This window comes from Sandarakinorhabdus sp. (assembly GCF_032115815.1).
Classification (GTDB): Bacteria; Pseudomonadota; Alphaproteobacteria; order Sphingomonadales; family Sphingomonadaceae; genus Sandarakinorhabdus.
On the sequence record NZ_JAUMBI010000274.1, the window covers coordinates 1 to 21,062 of the forward strand.

Below are 21,062 nucleotides of genomic sequence, written 5' to 3' on the forward strand. Positions count from 1 at the left end.
GACGACCAGACCGATGAGCATGCAGTAGAACAGTGCCGCGCCGGTGAAGCCGCCTTCAACGCCGGCCACCTTGAGCGCTTCGCCGGCCACCGCGCCATCAGCGCCAATCACGGCGTTCATGTCGGGGAAGATGGCCTGGGTGGCGAACCACAGCGCCGGCACCGACAACACGCCGGTGACGATCAGGCCCTTGTAGAGCGCGCCCATGATGGAGCCGCCGCCAAGGCGAACGAAATAGGTGCCGATGATCGAGGTGATGATGCAGACGCCGCAAGCGAGCAGCGGCAGGGTCATCAGCTTGGCCGCATCACCGCCGGTGACGAGCAGGGCGCACAGCACCATGGTGGCGCCGATGGTGACCACATAGGTTTCGAACAGATCGGCCGCCATGCCGGCGCAATCGCCGACGTTGTCGCCCACGTTATCGGCGATCACGCCGGGGTTGCGATCATCATCTTCGTCAAAGCCGAGCTCGTTCTTGCCGACCATGTCGGCACCGACGTCGGCGGCCTTGGTGAAGATGCCGCCGCCCAGACGGGCGAAGATGGAGATGAGCGAGGCACCGAACGACAGCGCGACCAGCGCGTTGACGACGGCGCGGCTGGTGGGCTCAAGGCCCGACGTGACCAACGCATAGAAATAGCCGGCGATGGCGAGCAGCGCGAGGCCGGCAACGAGCATGCCGGTCACGGCGCCGGAACGGAACGCCATGGTGAGGCCGGCCTGCAGCGACTGGCGCGCAGCTTCGGCCGTGCGCACGTTGGCGCGCACCGAAATGTTCATGCCGATGAAGCCGGTGGCGCCCGAGAGGACGGCGCCGAGCACGAAGGCAACGGCGGGGATGACGCCAAGGAACAGCGCGACCAGGCCGGCGACAATGACGCCGACGATGGCGATGGCAGTATATTGCTTGGTGAGATAAGCGCCGGCGCCGATTTCGATGGCCTTGGCGATTTCCTGCATGCGGGCATTGCCCGGCGAGGCGCTGAGCACCTGGCGTGAGGTGATCACTCCGTAGGCCACGGCGGCAAGCCCGCAAATGATGGCCAGAACAACGCTATCCATTGGTCCCCTTCCCCTTGTTGGTACCCGACCCGCATTCATGGGTTGGGCATTTTGCCGCACCATGGCATGGGATTCGACGAACGCAAGCGGCCAGGTGCAGTTTCCGGGCAAAGCGATAGGGGCAAGGGCAATGCAGGTTTCAAGACGCGACGCCATGATGCTGGCCGGAGCGGCCGCAGCGGTTTCTTCAGGAGCGGCTTCCGCTGCCGCCCTGCCAACCGGCGTGATCGCTCCGGATGACGAAGCCGGCTGGGCGCGCATTGGTGCGCTTTACCCCAGCATGGCCGGCCCAGTGACGCAGCTGGAACATGGCTATTGGGGCAACATGGCCAACCAGGTGGCAGAAATCCACAAGGCCAACGTGGACCGGCTGAACCGCGAGACCAGCATCTATGCCCGTCGGGCGATGCGCAAGGATCAGGCGGTGGTGAAGGCCCGCGCGGCGCAGGCGATGGGTGTGCAGCCGGAAGAAATCGGCTTCTGCCGCAACGCCGCGGAAGGCCTGCAGGCGCTGATCAGCCAGTTCACCGCTGTAGGCGAAGGCAATGCGATCCTGTGGTCGGACTCTGATTACGACACAAGCCACGCAGCGATGCGCTCCCTTGCCAAGAGCCGGCGGGCGACGCCGGTGATGGTGAACCTGCCGCGCGCGCCAACACGGGAGAATGTGATTGCCGCTTATGCCGCCGCCATCAAGGCCACGCCACGGCTGAAGTTCGTGCTGCTCACCCACGGCACGCACAAGAGCGGCATGGTGGTGCCGGTGGCGGAAATTGCGGCGCTGGCGAAGGCGGCCGGTGCGATGGTGCTGGTCGATTGCGCGCAGAGCTTCCGGATGCGGCCATTCGTGATCCCGGATTTCGGCGCGGATTTCGCCGTGCTGAATTTCCACAAATGGACCGGGGCGCCGGTGGGCGTCGCCGGCTTCTGGATCCGCCCGGGCGCGGCACCGATGATCGCACCAGCCGCCGCCGAGCCGGATGCGAAGCCTGAGGACGTGCAGGCCAAGGTGCACCAGGGCACGCTGGATTATGCGCCGCAGCTCACCCTGCCAGCCGCGCTGGATTTTCAGGAACAGGTGCTGCCAGTGCCGATGAAGCTGGCGCGGCTGCAATGGCTGCGCAACCGCTGGGTGAGCCCGTTGCGCGGGCTTTCGGGGCTGGAAATCATGCTGGGCGATGATCCGGCGACGTTTGGCGCGATCACCAGTTTCCGCATTGCCGGGCACACGAGCACGGCAGACAATATCGCCATCACCGATACGCTGTTCGATCAGTACAAGATCATGACCGTGCACCGTTCGGGGCTGGCGGATGGCGCCTGTGTCCGGGTGACGCCGGGGCTGTTCACCAGGGCGACGGATTGTGACCGGCTGGTGGCGGCCTTGAAGGATCTGGTGCCGAAAATCGCGCGGGGATAGGCGGCTCAGCCGTGTTCCCAGCCCAGCCGGGTGGGCAGCGGAACCGGCGCGCCGGCAAACCGCAGCGAAACGCCAGCGCCCGGCAGCACCCGGCCAACCGCCGTCACCATGCCGGCACTGGCCGGCAGCGAACCGGCACCGGGCGGCAGCGAAAACAGCAGCTCATAATCATCGCCGGCCGTGACCCGGGCCAGCAGATCATCCAGCCCGGCCGCCGGGCGGGACAGCGGCACGGCATCCAGATCAATCTCCAGCGCCACGCCGCTGGCGGCCGCCAGCCGTTCCGCATCAATCAGCAGGCCATCTGACACATCCATCCCCGCCGTCGCCACCCCGCCCAGCGCTGCGCCGAGCGCCAGACGCGGCGTGGGCCGGCGGAAGCGGTTGAGCAAGTGCTTGTCAAAAGGCGCTTTTCCCTGCGCGACGGCCAGGCCCAGCCCGGCATCGCCGATCGTGCCCGACACATAGAGCAGGTCGCCAGGCTGCGCACCGTTGCGGCCCAGCGCCTTGCCCGGCTCCACCCAGCCGACCGCCGTGAGCCCAAGAACAGCACGGTCCAGCCCGGTGACGGTATCCCCGCCCCACAGCGAAACATCGAATGTTTCCAATGCCCTGGCCAACCCGGCCACAAAGGCTTCGCGCCAGGCTTTGTCCTCCGCCGCAGAAAGCCCCAGCCCCAGCAGCACCCCGGCCGGGGTTGCCGCCATCGCCGCCAGATCGGAAAGGTTCACCGCCAGCAGCTTCCACGCCACATCCGACGGCGGATCGCCGGGCAGATAGTGGACGCCGGCCGCCAATATGTCGTGTGTAAACACAATGTTGCGGCCTAGCGGCGGGGTCCACACTGCGGCGTCATCCGCCAGGCCACGGGCGACGTGGCTCGTCGCCAGCGGCGCCATCAGGCGGGCGATGAAGTCCCGCTCAGCCACGCACCTTGCGGGCGACCGCATCCAGCAAGCCATTGACGAACTTGGCTTCCTTGTCGTCATGGAAGGCGTGAGCAACGTCGACATATTCGTTGATCACCGTGGCTGCCGACACATCGGCCCGTGCCAGCAGCTCATAAACGGCGGCCCGCAGCAGCGCCCGCATCGGCCGATCAAGCCGGTTCAGCGACCAACCTTCGGCAAGGCCACTGGAGATCAGTTCATCCAGCTCAGCCTGGCGCGCGGCGACGCCGGCGACCACGTCGTCGAAGAAGGGTTCATCGGCGGCAAGATACTCAGCCCCTTCGATTTCCTGCCCCAGCCGGTGCTTGTGGAACTCGGTCAACAGCTTGGGCACGGTCTCGCCGCGCATCTCAAGCTGGTAAAGGGCCTGCACGGCAGCCAGGCGGGCCGCCGAACGGCCGCGATAATCGGGAATGTTGCTCACGGCCGCGGCTCTACGCGATTGTGCGCGCTCCCGGCAAGCGGCTCCACTTGTTCACCCGCCATCCCCAGCTTGTCCACAGGCCTGCCCACCGCGAAATTTGTGGGTGCGCCTTGGCATAGCCACGGCGTTGCGCGATGACGCCGGGATGGCCAGTCTCCCCCCTTCGATCACCCCGCTGCGCGTTGTCGATGGCGGGCCGACGTCCTCGACACTGCCGCAGAATCTCGAGGCTGAAGCCGCTCTGCTCGGCGCGCTGATGATCGACAACCGGCTGGTGGAAGATGTCATCACCAAGCTGAAGGCGGAGCATTTCGCCGACCCGCTGCACGGCCGCATCTATGCCGCCATCCTCACCCTGTCGGCGCGGGCCATGGCGGCGACGCCCGTCACGCTCAAGCCCATGTTCGAAGCTGATCCGGCGATGGCCGAACTGGGCGGGCCCGGCTATCTCGCCAGCCTCACCCAGAATGGCGCGGCGCTGTTGGCGGCCAAGGATTTTGCCCAGCAAATCTATGACCTTGCCCTGCTGCGCGAGCTGATCCGGGTGGGCCGCGAGATGGTGACCGAAGCCAGCGACACCAGCCGTGACATCACACCGATCACCCAGATCGAAGCCGCCGAAATGGCGCTCTACAAAGTGGCCGAAGCCGGCGAAGTGCAAGGTACGGTCAAGACCTTCCTCGAGGCCGCCCGCGAAGCCGTTGCCCAGGCTGACCGTGCCAAGCGGTCGGGTGGGCATCTGTCGGGCTACACGACTGGCCTCACTGGCCTGAATGAAAAGATGGGCGGCCTGCACAAGTCCGACTTGCTCATCCTCGCCGGCCGCCCGGCGATGGGCAAGACCAGCCTTGCAACCAACATCGCCTTTGCCTGCGCCCAGCGCTTTTCCCAAGACAAGGCCCGCGGCATCGAGGCGGAGAAATCCTCTGGCGCACCGGTGGCCTTCTTCAGCCTCGAAATGTCGGCCGATCAGCTCGCTACCCGCATCTTGGCCGAACAATCGGAAGTGAACGGCGAATCGCTCAGGATGGGCAAGATCAGCGATGAGGATTTCACCCGCCTGGCCCGCGCCTCTACCGAACTGGCGGCGCTGCCGCTGTGGATCGACGACACGCCGGGCCTGTCCATCGCCGCGCTGCGCACCCGCGCCCGCCGGTTGAAGCGCCAGCACGGCATCGGGTTGATCGTCGTGGACTATCTCCAGCTCTTGTCCGGCTCAAAGAGCAGCGGCAGCGACAACCGGGTGCAGGAAATTTCCGAGATCACGCGCGGCCTGAAGACGCTGGCCAAGGAGCTGCAGGTGCCGGTGATCGCGTTGTCGCAGTTGAGCCGCGCCGTGGAAAACCGCGAGGACAAGCGGCCGCAGCTGGCCGACTTGCGCGAATCCGGCACCATCGAACAGGATTCGGATATCGTGATGTTCGTCTATCGCGAGGAATATTATCACGGCCTGAAACAGCCCGATCCCGAGGAGGCGGACAAGCACATGAAGTGGCGGGAAAAGGCGGAAAAAATTTTTGGCCTCGCCGAAGTGATCATCGCCAAGCAGCGCCATGGCGCTACCGGCACGGTGCCGCTGACCTTCATCAAGCAGTTCACCAAGTTTGCCGACCGTGCCGAGGGTGATTTCGGCGGCGGCGACTATTGAGCGGGCAGGATCGCATCTGTGGTGGCCGGTGCCGGAAAAGCCCTTGGCAAACCCCGTCATTTCGCCACTATCAGCCGGCCGGAGCAGGGCGCATCCACCCGGGCGTGATATTGCGGGTTGGCATGACCACCCGGCAGGTGCCACTGTATTGGCAGGACTTCAGGGGGTAGCAGGGTTCCATGAACTTGGCTGAACATCTTTCGGCACAGGGGCCGACACGCCGCGAAGTATTGCGCGCGATCGGGATGATGGCGGGCACCGCCGTGCTGTACCAGGCAATGGAAGTGCTGGGCCATGCCAAGGAAACCCAGTTTGGCGGGCCTCCCAACCTGCAGGGGGCACGGCCGGGCACCCGGGTTGTCGTGCTGGGCGCCGGTCTGGCCGGCATGCTGGCCGCCTATGAATTGGCCAAGGCCGGTTACGACGTCCAGATCCTCGAATACAACAATCGCCCCGGTGGCCGGAACTGGTCGCTCTATGGTGGGGACACCTACACTGAACTGGGCGGCGCCACCCAGAAAGTCGGCTTCTCCGAAGGCAATTATCTCAACCCAGGCCCTTGGCGCATTCCCTATCACCACCGCGCCCTGCTGCATTATTGCAAGAAATTCGGCGTGGCGCTGGAGCCGTTCATCCAGATGAACCAACAGGCACTGGTGCAGTCGTCCAAGGCGTTTGGGGGCAAGCCGATGCGGTATCGTGAGCTGCATGCCGATTGGGATGGCAATGTTGCCGAACTTTTGGCCAAGGCCATCGACAATCGCGGCCTTGATTCAGTGATGACGAAAGAAGACGCCGATCGCCTGCGCATCGCGCTGCGCGAATGGGGCGCGCTGGATCAGAATTTCAAATATTCCAAGAACTACCGATCGTCGCGCCGGCGCGGTTTTGAACGCGCGCAGGGCGGCGGCGTGCTGGGCGAACCAATCCCGTCTGATCCCCATGCCTTCAAGGATATACTTGATTCCGGCATCTGGCGCACCGTTGCCCAGCACATGAACATCGATCACCAGCATGCGATGTTCCAGCCGGTGGGCGGCATGGGCATGATCGGTCGCGGCTTTGCCAAGCAGGTGGAAGGCAAGATTCGGTACAACCAGAAGGTCACCAGCATCAGCCAGCAGGGTGGCAAGGTGACGGTGAGCCACACCGATACCGGCACCGGTATCACCAGCACCACCGAAGCCGATTATTGCGTCTGCACCATCCCGCTGTCGGTGCTCAGCCAGATCGACGTCGATTGCTCGCCCGGCCTCGATGCCGCCATCCACGCCATTCCCTATTCCAACTCCGTGAAGGTCGGCCTCGAATTCAAGCGCCGCTTCTGGGAAGAGGAAGAGGCCATTTACGGCGGTATCAGCTTCACCGACCGCGAGATCAGCATGATCTCCTATCCGTCGGGCAAGCTACACAGCGATGGCCCGGCGGTGATCCTGGGCGCCTATACCTTCGGCCCGGCCAGCTACAAATTTGCCGGCATGACGCCCGAAGAGCGCATCCAGCGCGCGCTCGAACAGGGCAGTGTGTTCCATCCCGGCCGTTACAAGGAAGAGTTCATCGGCGGCGCCACCGTGGCCTGGAGCCGGGTACCCTTCACCCTGGGCTGCTGCGCGCAGTGGAACGAGGACACCCGCAAGGAACATTATCAGACGCTGGTTGCCGTCGATAACCGGCTGGTGCTGGCCGGCGAACATGCGTCGTATGTGGGTTGCTGGATGGAAGGCGCGATCCTGTCGTCGCTGGATGCCGTAACCCGCCTGCACAGCCGCGCGCTGGAGGCCTGAGAATGCGTACCATCCTGTTTGCTGCCGCAGCCCTGATCGCCAACCCGGCACTGGCCCAGAAGCCGGCCAAGGCCCCGCCCGCCCCGCATCCGGGAGCCGAGGTTTATCAGAATATCTGCCAAGCCTGCCATATGGCCAACGCGCTGGGCGGCGAAGGCGCCGGCAAGATTCCGGCGCTGGCGAAGAATGCCACGCTGGAAGCAGCCGGCTATCCGATCATGGTAGTGACCGGCGGCAAGAACGCCATGCCCTGGTTCCGCGGTGCGCTGACCGATCAGCAGATTTCCGACGTGATCAACTATGTTCGCAGCAATTTCGGCAACAAATACAAAGACAAGGTGACGCCGGCGATGGTCGCCGAATTGGGCGTGCCGGCACCAAAGGGTGGCATGCGCGAGCAATAGGCGCTGTGGCCCCTCCTGGTCGGGAGGGGCCTGCGTCACTCATTTCGCGAAGTAAAACTCATACGCCGGGCTGGTCAGGAACGGCTCCAGCCGGTCGGCCAGCACCAACGTGCGGAACAGCTCGGCGGCTTCCTTGTATTTGCCGGCGGCAAAGAAATTGTCCCCCACCTGGGCCTTGTAGACGGCGAGTTGCTGTTCGGTGACGCGGGTGATGAGGGCGGCATCCACCGCTTCGCCGCTGTCCAGCATCGCGCCTGCCTTGCGCCATTGCCACAGCTGGGTGCGGCTGATTTCGGCGGTGGCGGCGTCTTCCATCAGATTGTGAAGCGGCACCGCGCCCTGGCCGCGCAACCATGCGGCGACATAGCCAATGCCGACATTGATGTTGTTGGTGAGCCCCGCCAGCGTGCGCGGGCCCTCGGGCGGCGTCACCAGATCCGCCAGCGTCGCCTCACCGGCCGGGATCACCTGCAACTGGTTCGGCGTCGGCATCAGTCGGTCGAACACTTCGCGCGCCACGCCCACCAGGCCGGGGTGGGCGACCCAGGTGCCATCGTGGCCCAACGTCGCTTCCCGTTCCTTGTCGGCGCGCACGGCCGCGAACGCGGCTTCGTTGGCGGCCTCATCATCCTTCACCGGGATGAAGGCGCTCATGCCGCCCATGGCGTGGGCGCCGCGGCGGTGGCACACCCGCACCACGTGCGCGGCATAGGCGGCCATGAACGGCACTTTCATGGTAACGGCGGCGCGATCGGGCAGCAGTTTCGTCGCGTCAGCCTGGAACGTCTTGATATAGCTGAAGATATAATCCCAACGGCCGCAGTTCAGGGCGGTGATGTGATCCTTGAGTTCATACAGGATCTCTTCCGCCATGAACGCGCCGGGCAACGTCTCGATCAGCACGGTGGCGCGGATTGTGCCCATCGGCAGATTCAGCATCGACTGCGCGGTGATGAAGACATTGTTCCACAGCCGGGCTTCCAAGCTGTGCTCCAGCTTGGGCAGATAGAAATAGGGGCCGCTGCCCTTGGCCAGCAATGCCTTGGCATTGTGGAAGAAATACAGGCCGAAATCGAAGATGGCGCCCGCCACGCGCTCGCCATCGACGATCATGTGCGCTTCATCGAGATGCCAGCCACGCGGGCGGCAGATGAGGACGGCGGTCTTGTCGTTCAGCTTGTAGGTCTTTCCCTTGTCCTCAAGGCTGATCGTGCCGGCGGCGGCATCACGCAGGTTCACCTGCCCCTGCACCATCACGTCCCACGTCGGTGCGGAAGCGTCTTCCAGGCAGGCCATGAAGCATTGCGCGCCGCTGTTGAGCGCGTTGATCACCATCTTGCGGTCGCACGGCCCGGTGATCTCGACGCGGCGATCGGCCAGATCGGCCGGGGCGGGGCGCACCTGCCAGCTGCGATCATCACGGATCGACGAGTATTCGGGTGCAAAGCCGATGAAGCCTTCCTCGTTGATCCACGCCTGCCGTTGATCGCGGGCGCGCAGCAGGGCCAGCCGGGTCGGATTGTACATGCGGTGCAGTTGGGCGACGAAGGCCAGCGCCTCGGGGGTGAGGATGGTTTCGTAACCGGGCTGCATCGCACCCTTTATCTCGACACCCTGCAGGGCGGGATTGCTGGTCATGAAAAGCCTTTCATTCATCGGTAAAGCGGAAGGGGGTGAGCACGCGCTGGCGCTCGTCGAAGGCGAGATGGGCGCCGGCCGGGGGCGCGCCGCGCTGGCGGCAGGCGGCACGGTGGCAGGCGGCGCAGCCAGGGCCGATCGGTGTGGACGGGCCATTGAGTTCGACGCCGGCGTTCCACGACAATGATGACGCATGGGCAACGTCGCAGCCGATGCCGATGGCAAAGCCCGGGCGCGGCACCCCCCAGGGCAGGGCGGCGGTGCGGATGGTGCGTGCGAGCGTGAGGAAGCGCTGGCCATCTTCCAGTTCGACCAACTGGCGGCGGATTTCGCCCGGCCGGTCAAAGGCGTGATAGACGTGCCAGAGCGCACAACCGCCGGTGACCGGCAGCGGTGACGGGCCGGGTGCAAAGCGCTTGGACACGGTGCCGGCCCGGTCCACCCGCAGGAAGAAGAAGGGCACACCGCGTGCGCCGGGGCGGTGCAGCGTGGTGAGCCGGTGCGCCACCTGCTCCAGCCCGCGGCCAAAGCGTGCCTGCAGCAGTTCGACGTCATAGCCGGTCGCTTCGCAGGCGGCGAGGAAGCGGGCATAGGGCATCAGCGTGGCGGCGGCCGCATATTTGCCCATCGCGACGGTGGCCGCGCGCATCTCGAGCGGATCGCTGATGCCAGCACCGGCGATGGTCGTGGCAATCTCCGCTTTTAGTTCGATCAGCACCAGTTGCACGGCAGCCGCAAAACCCCGGCTAGCGGCGTCGAGCGATTCCGACAATTGCAGCTGGCGCGAATGAAGATCGAGCCGGCGCAGATGGGTGGGCATCACCTCCAGCGGCAGGGCGCGCACGGTGATGGCGTGGCGAGCGCGCAGCCGCTCCACCACCGCCGCGTTAAGATCGGGGCCGGAAAGGCGCAGTTCGTCGGCCAGCTTCTCAGCGGCTTCGTCGAGCGTGGCGAAATGATTGCCGGCAGCATCGATCATCAGGGTGACGGCGGCGATCGGACCGGGCGGTAGCGGCTCCGGCCCGGTGGCCGGCGTCGCCGCCGCCAGGCGCAACAGCGCATGGGCGATGGCGGGCGCACGGGCCGCCAGGTCGCGCAGCTCGCTGCGCGGCACGTCGATGCCGATCAGGCGCGGATCGGTGAACAGCTTTGACAAGTCGTCGACCAGCTCGCCTTCGTCATTGCCGGTCAGGCTGCGGATATCGAGATCATAATTCTGCGCCAGCTTGAGCAGGAAGCTGGCCGACAGCGGGCGCTGGTCGCGCTCGATCAGGTTGAGATAAGAGATTGAAACGCCAAGATCATTGGCCATGCGCGTTTGTGTGAGTCCGCGGCTCGTGCGGATGCGGCGGACGCGCGCGCCGGCAAAAATCTTGCGGCCGCTGCCCAGGGTTTCGGGCAGTTCCACAGCGGCAGCAGAGGCGGGAAAATCTGTCAATATTTTTACAACTTCACAGAACAATCCAGCGAAAGCGGGACATTTACACACGATTCTTTGACTGAATCGGGTTGACCGGGCGGTAGCCCAAGCGCAGGGCGTTGACAAGTTTTACCGGCAGGGCGGCCCACACACCCTGCCAGTTGTCAGTGCAAAGGAGTGGCCATGAGCTATCAATCTCAAGTCCAGGCCGCCGCGGCCGCCGTCAATGGCAAGCCCGGCTGGGAATCGATCAACGCCGAAAGCGTTGCCCGCATGCGCCTGCAGAACCGGTTCCAGTCCGGGCTCGACATCGCGCGCTACACCGCTGCGATCATGCGTCGTGACATGGCAGCCTATGATGCCGATCCCGCCAGCTACACCCAGTCGCTGGGCTGCTGGCACGGCTTCATCGGCCAGCAAAAGCTGATCTCGATCAAGAAGCATTTCGGTACCACCGACAAGCGCTACCTCTACCTCTCGGGCTGGATGATCGCCGCGCTGCGCAGCGAGTTCGGCCCGCTACCCGACCAGTCGATGCACGAGAAGACCAGCGTGCCGGCCCTGATCGAGGAGCTCTACACCTTCCTGCGCCAGGCGGATGCCCGCGAACTGGGCGGCTTGTTCCGCGATCTCGATGCTGCACGTGATGCCGGCGATGCCGTGAAGGCCAAGGCAATCGAGAACCAGATCGACAATTTCCAGACCCACGTGGTGCCGATCATCGCCGACATCGATGCCGGTTTCGGCAACGCGGAAGCCACCTATCTGCTGGCCAAGAAGATGATCGAGGCCGGGGCCTGTGCGCTGCAGATCGAGAATCAGGTGTCGGACGAAAAGCAGTGCGGCCACCAGGATGGCAAGGTGACCGTGCCGCACGAGGACTTTGTCGCCAAGATCCGCGCCATCCGTTACGCCTTCCTGGAACTGGGTGTGGAAGACGGCATTATCGTCGCCCGCACCGACAGCCTGGGCGCGGGCCTTACCAAGCAGATCGCCTTCAGTCGTGAACCGGGCGACATTGGCGACCAATACAACAGCTTCCTAGATTGCGAGGAAATCGACGTGGGCCAGGTGGGCAACGGCGACGTTGTCATCAGCCGCAACGGCAAGTTGCTGCGGCCGAAACGGCTGGCATCAAACCTGTTCCAGTTCCGCGCTGGTTCCGGCGAGGATCGCTGCGTGCTCGATTGCATCAACAGCCTGCAGAACGGCGCCGATCTGCTGTGGATCGAAACCGAAAAGCCGCACATCGGCCAGATTGCCGGCATGGTGAACCGCATCCGCGACGTCATCCCCAATGCCAAGCTGGTGTACAACAACAGCCCCAGCTTCAACTGGACGCTGAATTTCCGCCAGCAGGTGTATGACGCCATGGCCCAAGCCGGCAAGGACGTGAGCGCCTATGACCGCGCCCGCCTAATGAGCGTGGATTATGACAGCAGTGAACTCGCCGTCGAAGCCGATGAGCGCATCCGCACCTTCCAGCGCGATGCTGCGGCGCAGGCTGGCATCTTCCATCACCTGATCACGCTGCCGACCTATCACACCGCCGCCTTGTCGACCGACAATCTGGCGAAGGAGTATTTCGGCGACGCCGGTATGCTGGGCTATGTGAAGAACGTGCAGCGCGCCGAGATCCGTCAGGGCATCGCCTGCGTGAAGCATCAGAACATGTCGGGCTCCGACATTGGCGATGATCACAAGGAGTATTTTGCTGGGGAGGCGGCGTTGAAGGCTGGCGGTGCGCACAACACCATGAATCAATTTGCCGCGTAAGCGTTGCCCATGAGCAAGGAAGGCGGCCCCAACTGGCCGCCTTTTTTGCATGGCCAAACGGGGCCGCCTCACTTCAACGCACGTTCGCCCGCCAGCGCGCGATCACGCGGTTCAGCATATCGCTGTCATCGCCGGTCTTCACCCACAGTTCGCTGAACACCGGGTCGTCGCTCATTGGCCGCTTCGCCGCTTCCAGTTCATCCAGCTGCACGCGGATCGGCGCAGGCACGCCTTCACCGGAAATGATGCACTCGCGGTTGCGCAGCGCCGGGATGGCTTCCAGCAGACTGCGGCCGCCTTCGGGCAGCGCCGCCTTCACGAAATCCTGATCGCGTTCGTTGTTGAGCCTGAGCGAGATGATGGTGCCGCACTGCGACAGCGCTCCTTCGGCCAGATCGGACGGGCGCTGGGTGACCAGACCCAGCGACACGCCATATTTGCGGCCTTCCTTGGCGATGCGTTCCAGCACATCGCGCACCGGGCTGGTGCGGGAAATGGTGCGGTTGGGGATGTAGCGATGGGCTTCCTCGCAGATCAGCACCACCGGCCGCTTCCGCTCCCCGCGCGACCAGACGGCAAAATCGAAGACGATGCGGCTGAGCACCGATACCACCGCCGAGACGATGCTGGTCGGCACGCCTGACAGATCGATGACGGAGATAGGCCGGCCATCCACCGGCAACCGCAACATGCGCGCCATGAAATCGGCCATGCTGTCGTGGGCGAATTTGCGATCGAACATGAACTGCTGGCGCGGATCGCGCATCACCTGGTCCAGCTTGTTGCGGATCCGCATGTAGTTGGTGGCATTCTGGTTTTCCGACATCTTGCCCATTTCCGATTGCAGCGTGTCAACCAGAACCGAGAGCAGATAGGGGATCGGCGTATCGGTGGTGACAGCCGCCAGCCCCTGCGCATAGACCGATTTGGCCCGCGCCATCTGCAGGCAACGCGCCAGGATATCGCGGTCCATGTCGCGGGCGGCGCCTTCGCTGGTCAACAACACCTCGCAATGTTCTTCAAGGTTGAGCAACCAATAGGGCAGTTCCAGATTGTCGACATTGAACACCATGCCGGTATCCTCGAACGCCTTGGCATATTCGCCGTGGGGATCGATCATCACGACATGGCCTTCCGGGGCCTTTTCGATGATGCGATGCAGGATAAGCGCGGTGCTGGTGGATTTGCCGGTACCGGTGGAGCCGACGATGGCGAAATTCTTCGAAAGGAACGTGTCGAAATAGATCGCGGCGCGCACGCTGGTGGTTGGATAGACCACGCCAATCTGGATGTGCGGGCGATCATCGCCAGAAAAGACGCGCGCCGATTCCGCGCTGGTCATCGGGTAGGCCAGACTGCCGGCGCGCGGGTAGGTGCCCACCCCGCGGCCGAAGCCCTTGATGCTGCGATCACCGGCCATGCCGGCCTCGCCCACCAGATCAACCTCAGCGATGGCGACATTGTCTTGCCAGGTGATGCCGCGCAGGGTGGCAACCACCCAGCGGCCGCCCGATTCCACCTTGATCAGGCTGCCCAGCATGCCAGCCGACGCGATCACCACGTCGGGATTGTCCTTCAGGCTGTTGGCGGCGGCGATATCGACCCGCAAGCGCAGATGACCGGCCGTGACGCCCACCACTTCACCGATCACCGTTTCTTGCCTCATGGCAGTGCACTCCTTTGCCATCACGATGGGCCGATTTGGGTTAAGATTGGCTGAAGCCCTCCCCATTTGCGATGATTGCGCTTCGTCGCCAGCCGCGCCACCATGACTGCACTGCCTTGGGGAGGATGCACATGACCGATTTCTATCCGCACGAGATCATCGCCGAAGGGCTCGGCTTTCCGGAAGGGCCAGTGGCAATGGCCGATGGCAGCGTGCTGGTGGTGGAAATCCGCCCCGGCCGCATCACCCGCATTCACCCCGATGGCCGCACCGAAACGGTGGCGACACCGGGCGGCGGCCCCAACGGCATGGCGGTAGGGCCGGATGGCGCGCTCTATGTCTGCAACAATGGCGGGTTCGAATGGTACGAGCAGGACGGCATCCTGCTGCCCGGCAATGCCGCCAGCGATTACACCACTGGCCGCATCGAGCGGATCGACATCACCACCGGCGCCGTGACCCGCCTGTATGACAGCTGTGACGGGCACAAATTGTCCGGCCCCAACGATATCGTCTTCGATGCCCACGGCGGTTTCTACTTCACCGATCTGGGCAAGCATTTCGATCATTCGACTGATGCCGGCGGGCTGTTCTATGCCCTGCCCGATGGTTCGAAGATCACCCGCCTGATCCATGGGCCTGATCTGAACGGGGTGGGCCTCAGCCCGGATGGGAAGACCGTCTATGCCGCCTCCACCAGTCGGCGGGTAGTGCTGGGCTTCGATATCGTCTCCCCCGGCGTGTTGGCACCCGAACCGCTGCCGGCAGTGCCCGGCCGGTACGTGACGACCTGGGCCAGCAAGACCTATCTCGATTCGCTGGCAATCGAGGCCAATGGCAACATCGCACAGGCCACGCTGATCGAAAGCGCCGGCATCACCAGCATCGATCCGGTAACGGGCGCGCAGGAATACTTCCCCTTCCCCGATCTGCTCACCACCAACATCTGCTTTGGCGGCGCTGACATGATGGATGCCTGGATCTGCCTGTCCACCACCGGCAAGCTTGCCAAATGCCGCTGGCCGCGGCCGGGGCTCAAACTGAACCATAACGCATGATCTTGCACGCCAACGGACTGGACTTTGCCTGCGATGCGGCCGGTGGAGGCGATGACGTGGCGTTTTGCCTGCACGGCTTTCCGGAATCGCGCTTTTCTTGGCGCTTCCAGCTGCCGTTCCTCGCCGCGCAGGGCTGGCGAGCGGTGGCGCCGGATTTGCGCGGCTACGGCCAGTCGAGCCGACCAACACCGACCTATGCCGGCAAAGCTGCCTATCACATCGATCATCTCGTCGATGATGTGGTTGGGATGTTCGAAGCGTTGAAACCGCGCCGCAAATTGCTGGTGGCGCATGATTGGGGCGCAGTGATTGCCTGGGTCGTGGCGATGCGGCGGGCCGTGGATCTGGATGGCCTGATCATCATGAACGTGCCGCACCCGACGGTGTTCGGCGACCTGATCAACCACTATCGGCCGCAGCGGCTGAAAAGCTGGTATGTCGCCTTCTTCCAGATCCCGTGGCTGCCGGAGTTCCTGCTTCGGCAAAACCGCGCCGATGGCATCGCCAAGGCCTTCCTGAACATGGCGATTGACAAGGGCGCCTTCCCGCCACACGTGCTGGAGGAATATCGCAAGAACGCCCTGATCCCCGGCGCGCTGACGGCGATGATCAATTACTACCGCGCCAATCTGGGCATCCTTGACGAGAAGAGCCCGCCCATCGAGGTCCCGACACTGATGCTGTGGGGCGAGGAGGACACGGCGCTCGATATCAAGCTGACCGAAGGCTATGGCTCCCACGTCCGGGATTTCACTTTGGTGCGCTTCCCGGGCGTGTCACATTGGGTGCAACAGGAAGCGCCGGTGCCGGTGAACACGGCGATGCTGGACTGGCTGCGGGCGAAGGGGTTGGCGGCGGGCTGAGGCTGCCCCTCGATAATCACCCGACATTCTGATCAGTGCGCATCCCCCCACGAAGCGCCATGGCCGATTTCGACGCCCAACGGCACCGACAGGTCCACCAGCGGCTTGTGCGCATTGGCCATCACGGCGCGGATCACTGGCTGCACCGCCTCGATCTCGGCTTCCGGCACTTCGAATACCAGTTCGTCATGCACCTGCAGCAGCATCTTGGTGCCGGTCAGCCCGGCCTCCCGCAGCGCACCCGGCATCTGCACCATGGCGCGCTTAATGATGTCGGCTGCCGTGCCCTGCACGCGGGCGTTGACGACGGCGCGTTCGGCGAACTGGCGCTCGCCCTGGTTCTTGGAGAGGATCAGCGGCGCATGGCACTTGCGGCCAAACAGCGTCGTCACGAACCCGCTTTCCTTCGCAAACGCGATGGTTTCGGCCATGTAGTTGCGGATGCCGGGGAAGCGGCTGAAATAAAGCTCGATGTAGCGAGCCGCCTCGCTGCGATCGATGCCCAGTCGGGCGGCCAGGCCAAAAGCGGAAATGCCATAGATGATGGAAAAGTTGATCGTCTTGGCCCGGGCGCGGGTGTCGCGATCAACATGGCCAAAGACTTCCTTGGCGGTGAGCGCATGCACATCCTCGTTCGCGGCATAGACAGTCTTCAGTTCCGGCACATCGGCGATATGGGCGACCAGCCGCAGCTCGATCTGGTTGTAATCCGCCGCCATGATGACATTGCCCGGCGCCGCGACAAAGGCGTGGCGGATACGCCGGCCCAGTTCGGTGCGGATCGGGATGTTCTGCAGATTGGGATCGTTGGAGGACAATCGCCCGGTCGAGGTCGCTGCGAGGTGAAAATTGGTGTGCACCCGGTCGGTTGTCGGGTTGATCTGCTGTTGCAGCGCGTCGGTATAGGTGGATTTCAGCTTTGAATGCTGGCGCCAGTCCAGCACCTTCTGGGCAATGGGTGCGCCCTCCTCGGCCAACCGTTCCAGCTCGCTGGCATCGGTGGTCCAGGCGCCGGTCTTGCTGCTCTTCTTGCCGCCCTTGTAGCCCATCTTGTCGAACAATATCTCGCCGAGCTGCTTGGGGCTGCCGATGGTGAAGGGGCTACCGGCGAGTTCGTGAATCTCGCCTTCCAGCCGGCTGATTTCGACTTCATACAGCGCCGACAGGCGCGCGAGTTCGGCGCGATCAACCTTGATGCCGGCCATTTCCATCTGCGCAATCACCGGCAGCAGCGGCCGGTCCACCGTCTCGTGGATGGTCGTCACCTGTTCCTTCCACAGCCGGCGGCGGAAGCCCTGCCACAGCCGGAACGTCACATCGGCATCCTCGGCGGCATAATCGGTGGCGCGGCGCAGATCGACTTCGGCAAAGCTTTTCAGCCCCTTGGCGACATCCTTGTAGGCAATGGGCGTGTGGCCGAGGTGGCGGGCGGACAGATCATCCATGCCGTGATTCCAGCGCCCGGCATCGAGCGCGTAACTAAGCAGCATGGTGTCGTCATAGGGCGCCAGCACCGGCACGCCGTGGCGGGCCAGCACGATCAGATCATATTTCAGATTCTGGCCGATCTTCAGCACGGCTGGATCGGCAAACAGCGGGTTCAGACGGGCGATGGTCTCAGCCAGGCCCAGCTGCGGTGGCCGTTCGGCAAACATGCCGTCGCCAGTGCCGTGGGCGATCGGGATGTAGCAGGCCTTGCCCGGCGCAACGCTCAGGCTGATGCCAACCAGATCGCAGCGCATCTGATCGGTGCCGGTGGTTTCGGTATCGACCGCCACAGCACCCAACTTGATGATCTCCGCGACCCACCAGTCCAGCCGGTCCAATGTCGTCACTGTCTCGTAATCGGCGTGGACGAAGGCGACCTCGTCTTCCACCACGCTTGCCGTGGAGGGGCGGTGGGTATTGGGCGCCGGGCCACTGGAACCGCTACTGCCCAGCTTGGCCAGCATGGCGCGGAATCCGTGCTTCTTGAGGAACGCGGCCAGCGGTTCGTGCGGCGGCTCCTTCAGGGTCAGTTCGTCCAGGGGCGCTGGCAGCGGCAGATCATCTTTCAGGCGCACCAGTTCGCGGGACAGTCGCGCCATGTCGACCGAAGCGGCCAGCGTCTCCTTCAGCTTGGGCTTCTTGATCGCCGCAATATTGGCAATGACGCCTTCGACGCTGCCATATTCGCTAATCAGCTCGGCCGCGGTTTTCGGTCCCACACCCTTCACGCCCGGAATATTGTCGGCGGTGTCGCCCATCAGCGCCAGCACCTCGCCCACTTGCTCGGGCGGCACGCCGAATTTCTCGATCACCTCAGCGCGGTTGATGGTCTGGTTCTTCATCGTGTCGAGCATGTTGATGCCGGGTTCGACCAGCTGCATCAGATCCTTGTCGGACGATACGATGGTCACGTTCATACCGGCGGCGCGGGCGGCCACCGCATAGCTGGCAATGATGTCGTCCGCCTCCACCCCGGCCTGTTCGAAGCAGGGCACCGAAAAGGCCCGCACCGCATCGCGGATCAGCGGGAATTGCGGGATCAGGTCTTCGGGTGCCGGCGGGCGGTTGGCCTTGTAGCCATCATACATGTCGTTGCGGAACGTGTGGCTGCCGGCATCGAGCACCACGGCCAGATGGGTGGGTGCCTCCGCCTTGTTCAATTCCGCAATCAGCTTCCACAGCATCGCCGTGAAGCCATAGACGGCGCCCACCGGTGTGCCTTGCGGGTCTGTCAGCGGCGGCAACCGGTGATAGGCGCGGAAGATGAAGCTGGAGCCGTCGACCAGATAAAGATGCTGCTGCGTCATGGGGGCAACGCTAGCAGCATGGCGGCGGCGGGGCGAGAGCGCAGGTGACGACGCGAAAACCTCCATTTTTGGTGGTTAATTGGTTCGTAACCATCTCGTGGCAGAAAGCCCTCAATTCAGGGGGAATTTTTCGTGCTGCTCAAGAAGTCCGCTCTCATTGCCGCCTCGGCGCTTGGCCTGCTTGCCGCTCCGTCGGCCGCCGTGACCCAGTTTTCCGGCAATGGCCACCTCTATGAATTCGTGGCCATGAACCTGTCGTGGCAGGGCGCATTGGCCGCCGCTGCCGCCGCCACGCCGATTGCCGGCTACACGGCGCACCTCGTCACCATCACGTCCCAGGGCGAAGATGATTTCCTCAAGACCCTCACCGGCAGCGCGACCTTCGTGTGGGCCGCCGGCACCGACGAGGACGCCGAAGGCACCTGGAAGTGGGCGGCCGGTCCGGAAGCCGGGCAGACGTTCTTCGTTTTTGGTGGCGGTCCGGTTGGCTTTTCCAACTGGAACGCCGGTGAACCCAACAATGTTGGTGCCGAGGACTATCTCCACTTCAAGGCCAACACCGGCAACTGGAACGATATCTTTTCCACCTTCTCCAGCGGTGGATACGTGGTGGAGTACAGCTTGAACTCCGGCGCCATTCCGGAACCGGCGAGCTGGGCGATGCTGCTGGGCGGCCTTGGCGTGGTGGGCACGGCCCTGCGCCGGCGCAGCAGCCGCAAGACCGTCGCGGCATAAGCTACCCTCTTTCGAAGCGGGCCAGCGGTGGATTCCATTGCCGGCCTGTGCCATGGGGTCGCCCGCGTCTTTCCGACATGAGGCCACTTCATGCAGCCCTTCACCACACTTTCCGGCCAGGCCATTCCGTTTGGCGCCGCCAACATCGATACCGATGTCATCATCCCGGCCCGCTTCCTGAAAACCATCAGCCGTGCTGGCCTGGGCAAGGGCGCCTTTGCCGCGCTGCGCGAAAATCCGGACAATGTGTTCGACAATCACGCCGGCGCGCCGATCCTGATCGCCGGGCATAATTTTGGCTGCGGATCCAGCCGCGAGCACGCGCCATGGGCGCTGGGTGATCTGGGCATTCGCGTCGTCATCTCGTCGGGCTTTGCCGACATCTTTGCCGGCAACGCCTTCAAGAACGGGCTGTTGCTCGTCACGCTGCCGCAAGACGCGGTGGACCGGCTGATGGCGGTGGCGCAGGACGGCCAGCCCATTACGGTCGATCTGGAGAACCAGGTGGTGACGACGCCATTCCAGGACCGGTTCGAATTCGCGATGGACCCCTTCCGCAAGCAATGCCTGATCAGCGGCCAGGACGAGATCGGCCTGACTCTGGGCATGGGCAGCGCCATCACGACCCATGAAGCCCGCCTTGCCGCCGAACGGCCGTGGATCGCCGGGGCAGCCCACCGCGCGCCCTGATTCAGCCCCGCCATTCGACCCGGTTGGCAGCGCTGCGGGTTATCGGTAAGGGCTGGGAATGACCAAGACCCTTTTGCTCCTGCCCGGGGACGGCATTGGCCCCGAAGTTACCGCTGTTGCCCGCCGTGTGGCCGGGCGGCTTATCACGGGCGGGCTTGCCCTCAGCGTGGAAGAAGCGCCGTTCGGCGGTGCCAGCATCGATGCCCACGGCGTCCCCCTCACTGACGAGACGCTGGCCCGCGCCAAGGCGGCCGATGCCGTTCTGATGGGTGCAGTGGGCGGACCGCAATGGGCCGGCCAGCCGTATGACAAGCGCCCCGAAGCCGGGTTGCTGGGCCTGCGGGCAGGCATGAATGTCTATGCCAATCTTCGCCCGGCGCGCTGCTTTTCGGCGCTGGCCGACGCCTCCTCGCTGAAGCGGGTGTTTGTCGATGGCCTCGATCTCCTGTTCGTCCGCGAATTGACCGGCGGCGTCTATTTCGGCGAACCGCGCGGCGTCGAAACCCTGGCCGATGGCCAGCGCCGCGGCGTCAACACGCACGTTTACACCACCAGCGAAATCCACCGTGTCGCCCGGATCGCCTTTGAACTGGCCCGCGCCCGCAAGGGCGAGGTCTGCTCGGCGGAAAAGGGCAATGTGATGGAAGCCGGGCTGATGTGGCGCGAGGATGTGCAGGCGCTGCGCGATGCCGAATATCCCGATATCAAGCTGTCCCACATGCTGGC

17 protein-coding genes are annotated in these 21,062 nt (G+C 64.0%); 10 read left to right on the plus strand and 7 right to left on the minus strand.

What is annotated here, in order from left to right; genetic code table 11:
* Positions 1-1,065 (minus strand): sodium/proton-translocating pyrophosphatase (locus RT662_RS15820; RefSeq protein WP_313671652.1); only part of this gene is annotated, 1,065 nt, incomplete at its 3' end.
* Positions 1,066-1,195: 130 nt separating this feature from the next.
* Between RT662_RS15820 and RT662_RS15825 the strand changes: the two genes are divergently transcribed.
* On the plus strand, positions 1,196-2,485 hold the full coding sequence (locus tag RT662_RS15825; protein WP_313671653.1) for an aminotransferase class V-fold PLP-dependent enzyme: 1,290 nt from the start codon (positions 1,196-1,198) through the stop codon (positions 2,483-2,485).
* A gap of 5 nt (positions 2,486-2,490) precedes the next feature.
* On the opposite strand, the gene thiL is transcribed toward RT662_RS15825, so the two are convergent.
* Both thiL and nusB read right to left on the minus strand, forming a co-directional pair.
* Complete coding sequence (gene thiL, locus RT662_RS15830) at positions 2,491-3,414, minus strand: thiamine-phosphate kinase (RefSeq protein ID WP_313671654.1); 924 nt, start codon at positions 3,412-3,414, stop codon at positions 2,491-2,493.
* Complete coding sequence (nusB, locus tag RT662_RS15835; protein ID WP_313671655.1) at positions 3,407-3,859, minus strand: transcription antitermination factor NusB; 453 nt, start codon at positions 3,857-3,859, stop codon at positions 3,407-3,409. Before nusB ends, thiL begins: the two co-directional genes overlap by 8 nt.
* 145 nt (positions 3,860-4,004) lie before the next feature.
* Between nusB and RT662_RS15840 the strand changes: the two genes are divergently transcribed.
* From RT662_RS15840 to RT662_RS15850, 3 genes are all read left to right on the plus strand, one after another.
* On the plus strand, positions 4,005-5,507 hold the full coding sequence (locus RT662_RS15840; RefSeq protein ID WP_313671656.1) for a replicative DNA helicase: 1,503 nt from the start codon (positions 4,005-4,007) through the stop codon (positions 5,505-5,507).
* A 179-nt stretch (positions 5,508-5,686) separates the two neighbouring features.
* Entirely contained in the window at positions 5,687-7,291 is a 1,605-nt protein-coding gene (locus RT662_RS15845; protein ID WP_313671657.1) for a flavin monoamine oxidase family protein, read from the plus strand.
* Between the two features lie 2 nt (positions 7,292-7,293).
* The gene (locus RT662_RS15850; RefSeq protein ID WP_313671658.1) at positions 7,294-7,695 is read left to right on the plus strand and encodes a cytochrome c; all 402 of its coding nucleotides are present in this window, start codon (positions 7,294-7,296) and stop codon (positions 7,693-7,695) included.
* Positions 7,696-7,734: 39 nt separating this feature from the next.
* On the opposite strand, the gene aceB is transcribed toward RT662_RS15850, so the two are convergent.
* Positions 7,735-9,333 carry a malate synthase A gene (aceB, locus tag RT662_RS15855; protein WP_313671659.1) on the minus strand — a complete coding sequence of 533 codons (1,599 nt, stop codon included), beginning with the start codon at positions 9,331-9,333 and terminating at the stop codon, positions 7,735-7,737.
* A 10-nt stretch (positions 9,334-9,343) separates the two neighbouring features.
* Positions 9,344-10,771, minus strand: coding sequence for a short-chain fatty acyl-CoA regulator family protein (locus RT662_RS15860; protein ID WP_313671660.1), 1,428 nt, complete (start codon positions 10,769-10,771; stop codon positions 9,344-9,346).
* 165 nt (positions 10,772-10,936) lie between these two features.
* Here RT662_RS15860 and RT662_RS15865 point away from each other — a divergent pair, with 165 nt between their 5' ends.
* Positions 10,937-12,529, plus strand: coding sequence for an isocitrate lyase (locus RT662_RS15865; RefSeq protein ID WP_313671661.1), 1,593 nt, complete (start codon positions 10,937-10,939; stop codon positions 12,527-12,529).
* Positions 12,530-12,602: 73 nt separating this feature from the next.
* Here the strand turns inward: RT662_RS15865 and RT662_RS15870 are convergent, their stop codons facing one another.
* Positions 12,603-14,195: a helicase HerA domain-containing protein gene (locus tag RT662_RS15870; RefSeq protein ID WP_313671662.1), complete on the minus strand. Its 1,593-nt coding sequence runs from the start codon at positions 14,193-14,195 to the stop codon at positions 12,603-12,605.
* A gap of 125 nt (positions 14,196-14,320) precedes the next feature.
* On the opposite strand from RT662_RS15870, the gene RT662_RS15875 reads away from it, so the two are divergent.
* Positions 14,321-15,253: an SMP-30/gluconolactonase/LRE family protein gene (locus RT662_RS15875; RefSeq protein ID WP_313671663.1), complete on the plus strand. Its 933-nt coding sequence runs from the start codon at positions 14,321-14,323 to the stop codon at positions 15,251-15,253.
* Positions 15,250-16,116: an alpha/beta hydrolase gene (locus RT662_RS15880; protein WP_313671664.1), complete on the plus strand. Its 867-nt coding sequence runs from the start codon at positions 15,250-15,252 to the stop codon at positions 16,114-16,116. The genes RT662_RS15875 and RT662_RS15880 overlap by 4 nt, the downstream gene beginning before the upstream one ends.
* Positions 16,117-16,148: 32 nt before the next feature.
* Here RT662_RS15880 and polA read toward each other — a convergent pair whose 3' ends face one another.
* Complete coding sequence (gene polA, locus RT662_RS15885; RefSeq protein WP_313671665.1) at positions 16,149-18,911, minus strand: DNA polymerase I; 2,763 nt, start codon at positions 18,909-18,911, stop codon at positions 16,149-16,151.
* Between the two features lie 132 nt (positions 18,912-19,043).
* On the opposite strand from polA, the gene RT662_RS15890 reads away from it, so the two are divergent.
* The 3 genes from RT662_RS15890 to RT662_RS15900 form a co-directional block, all read left to right on the plus strand.
* Positions 19,044-19,646 carry a PEPxxWA-CTERM sorting domain-containing protein gene (locus RT662_RS15890; protein ID WP_313671666.1) on the plus strand — a complete coding sequence of 201 codons (603 nt, stop codon included), beginning with the start codon at positions 19,044-19,046 and terminating at the stop codon, positions 19,644-19,646.
* A gap of 90 nt (positions 19,647-19,736) precedes the next feature.
* Positions 19,737-20,336, plus strand: a complete 600-nt coding sequence (gene leuD, locus RT662_RS15895) for a 3-isopropylmalate dehydratase small subunit (RefSeq protein ID WP_313671667.1) — start codon at positions 19,737-19,739, stop codon at positions 20,334-20,336.
* A 58-nt stretch (positions 20,337-20,394) separates the two neighbouring features.
* Positions 20,395-21,062 (plus strand): isocitrate/isopropylmalate family dehydrogenase (locus tag RT662_RS15900; RefSeq protein WP_313671668.1); only part of this gene is annotated, 668 nt, incomplete at its 3' end.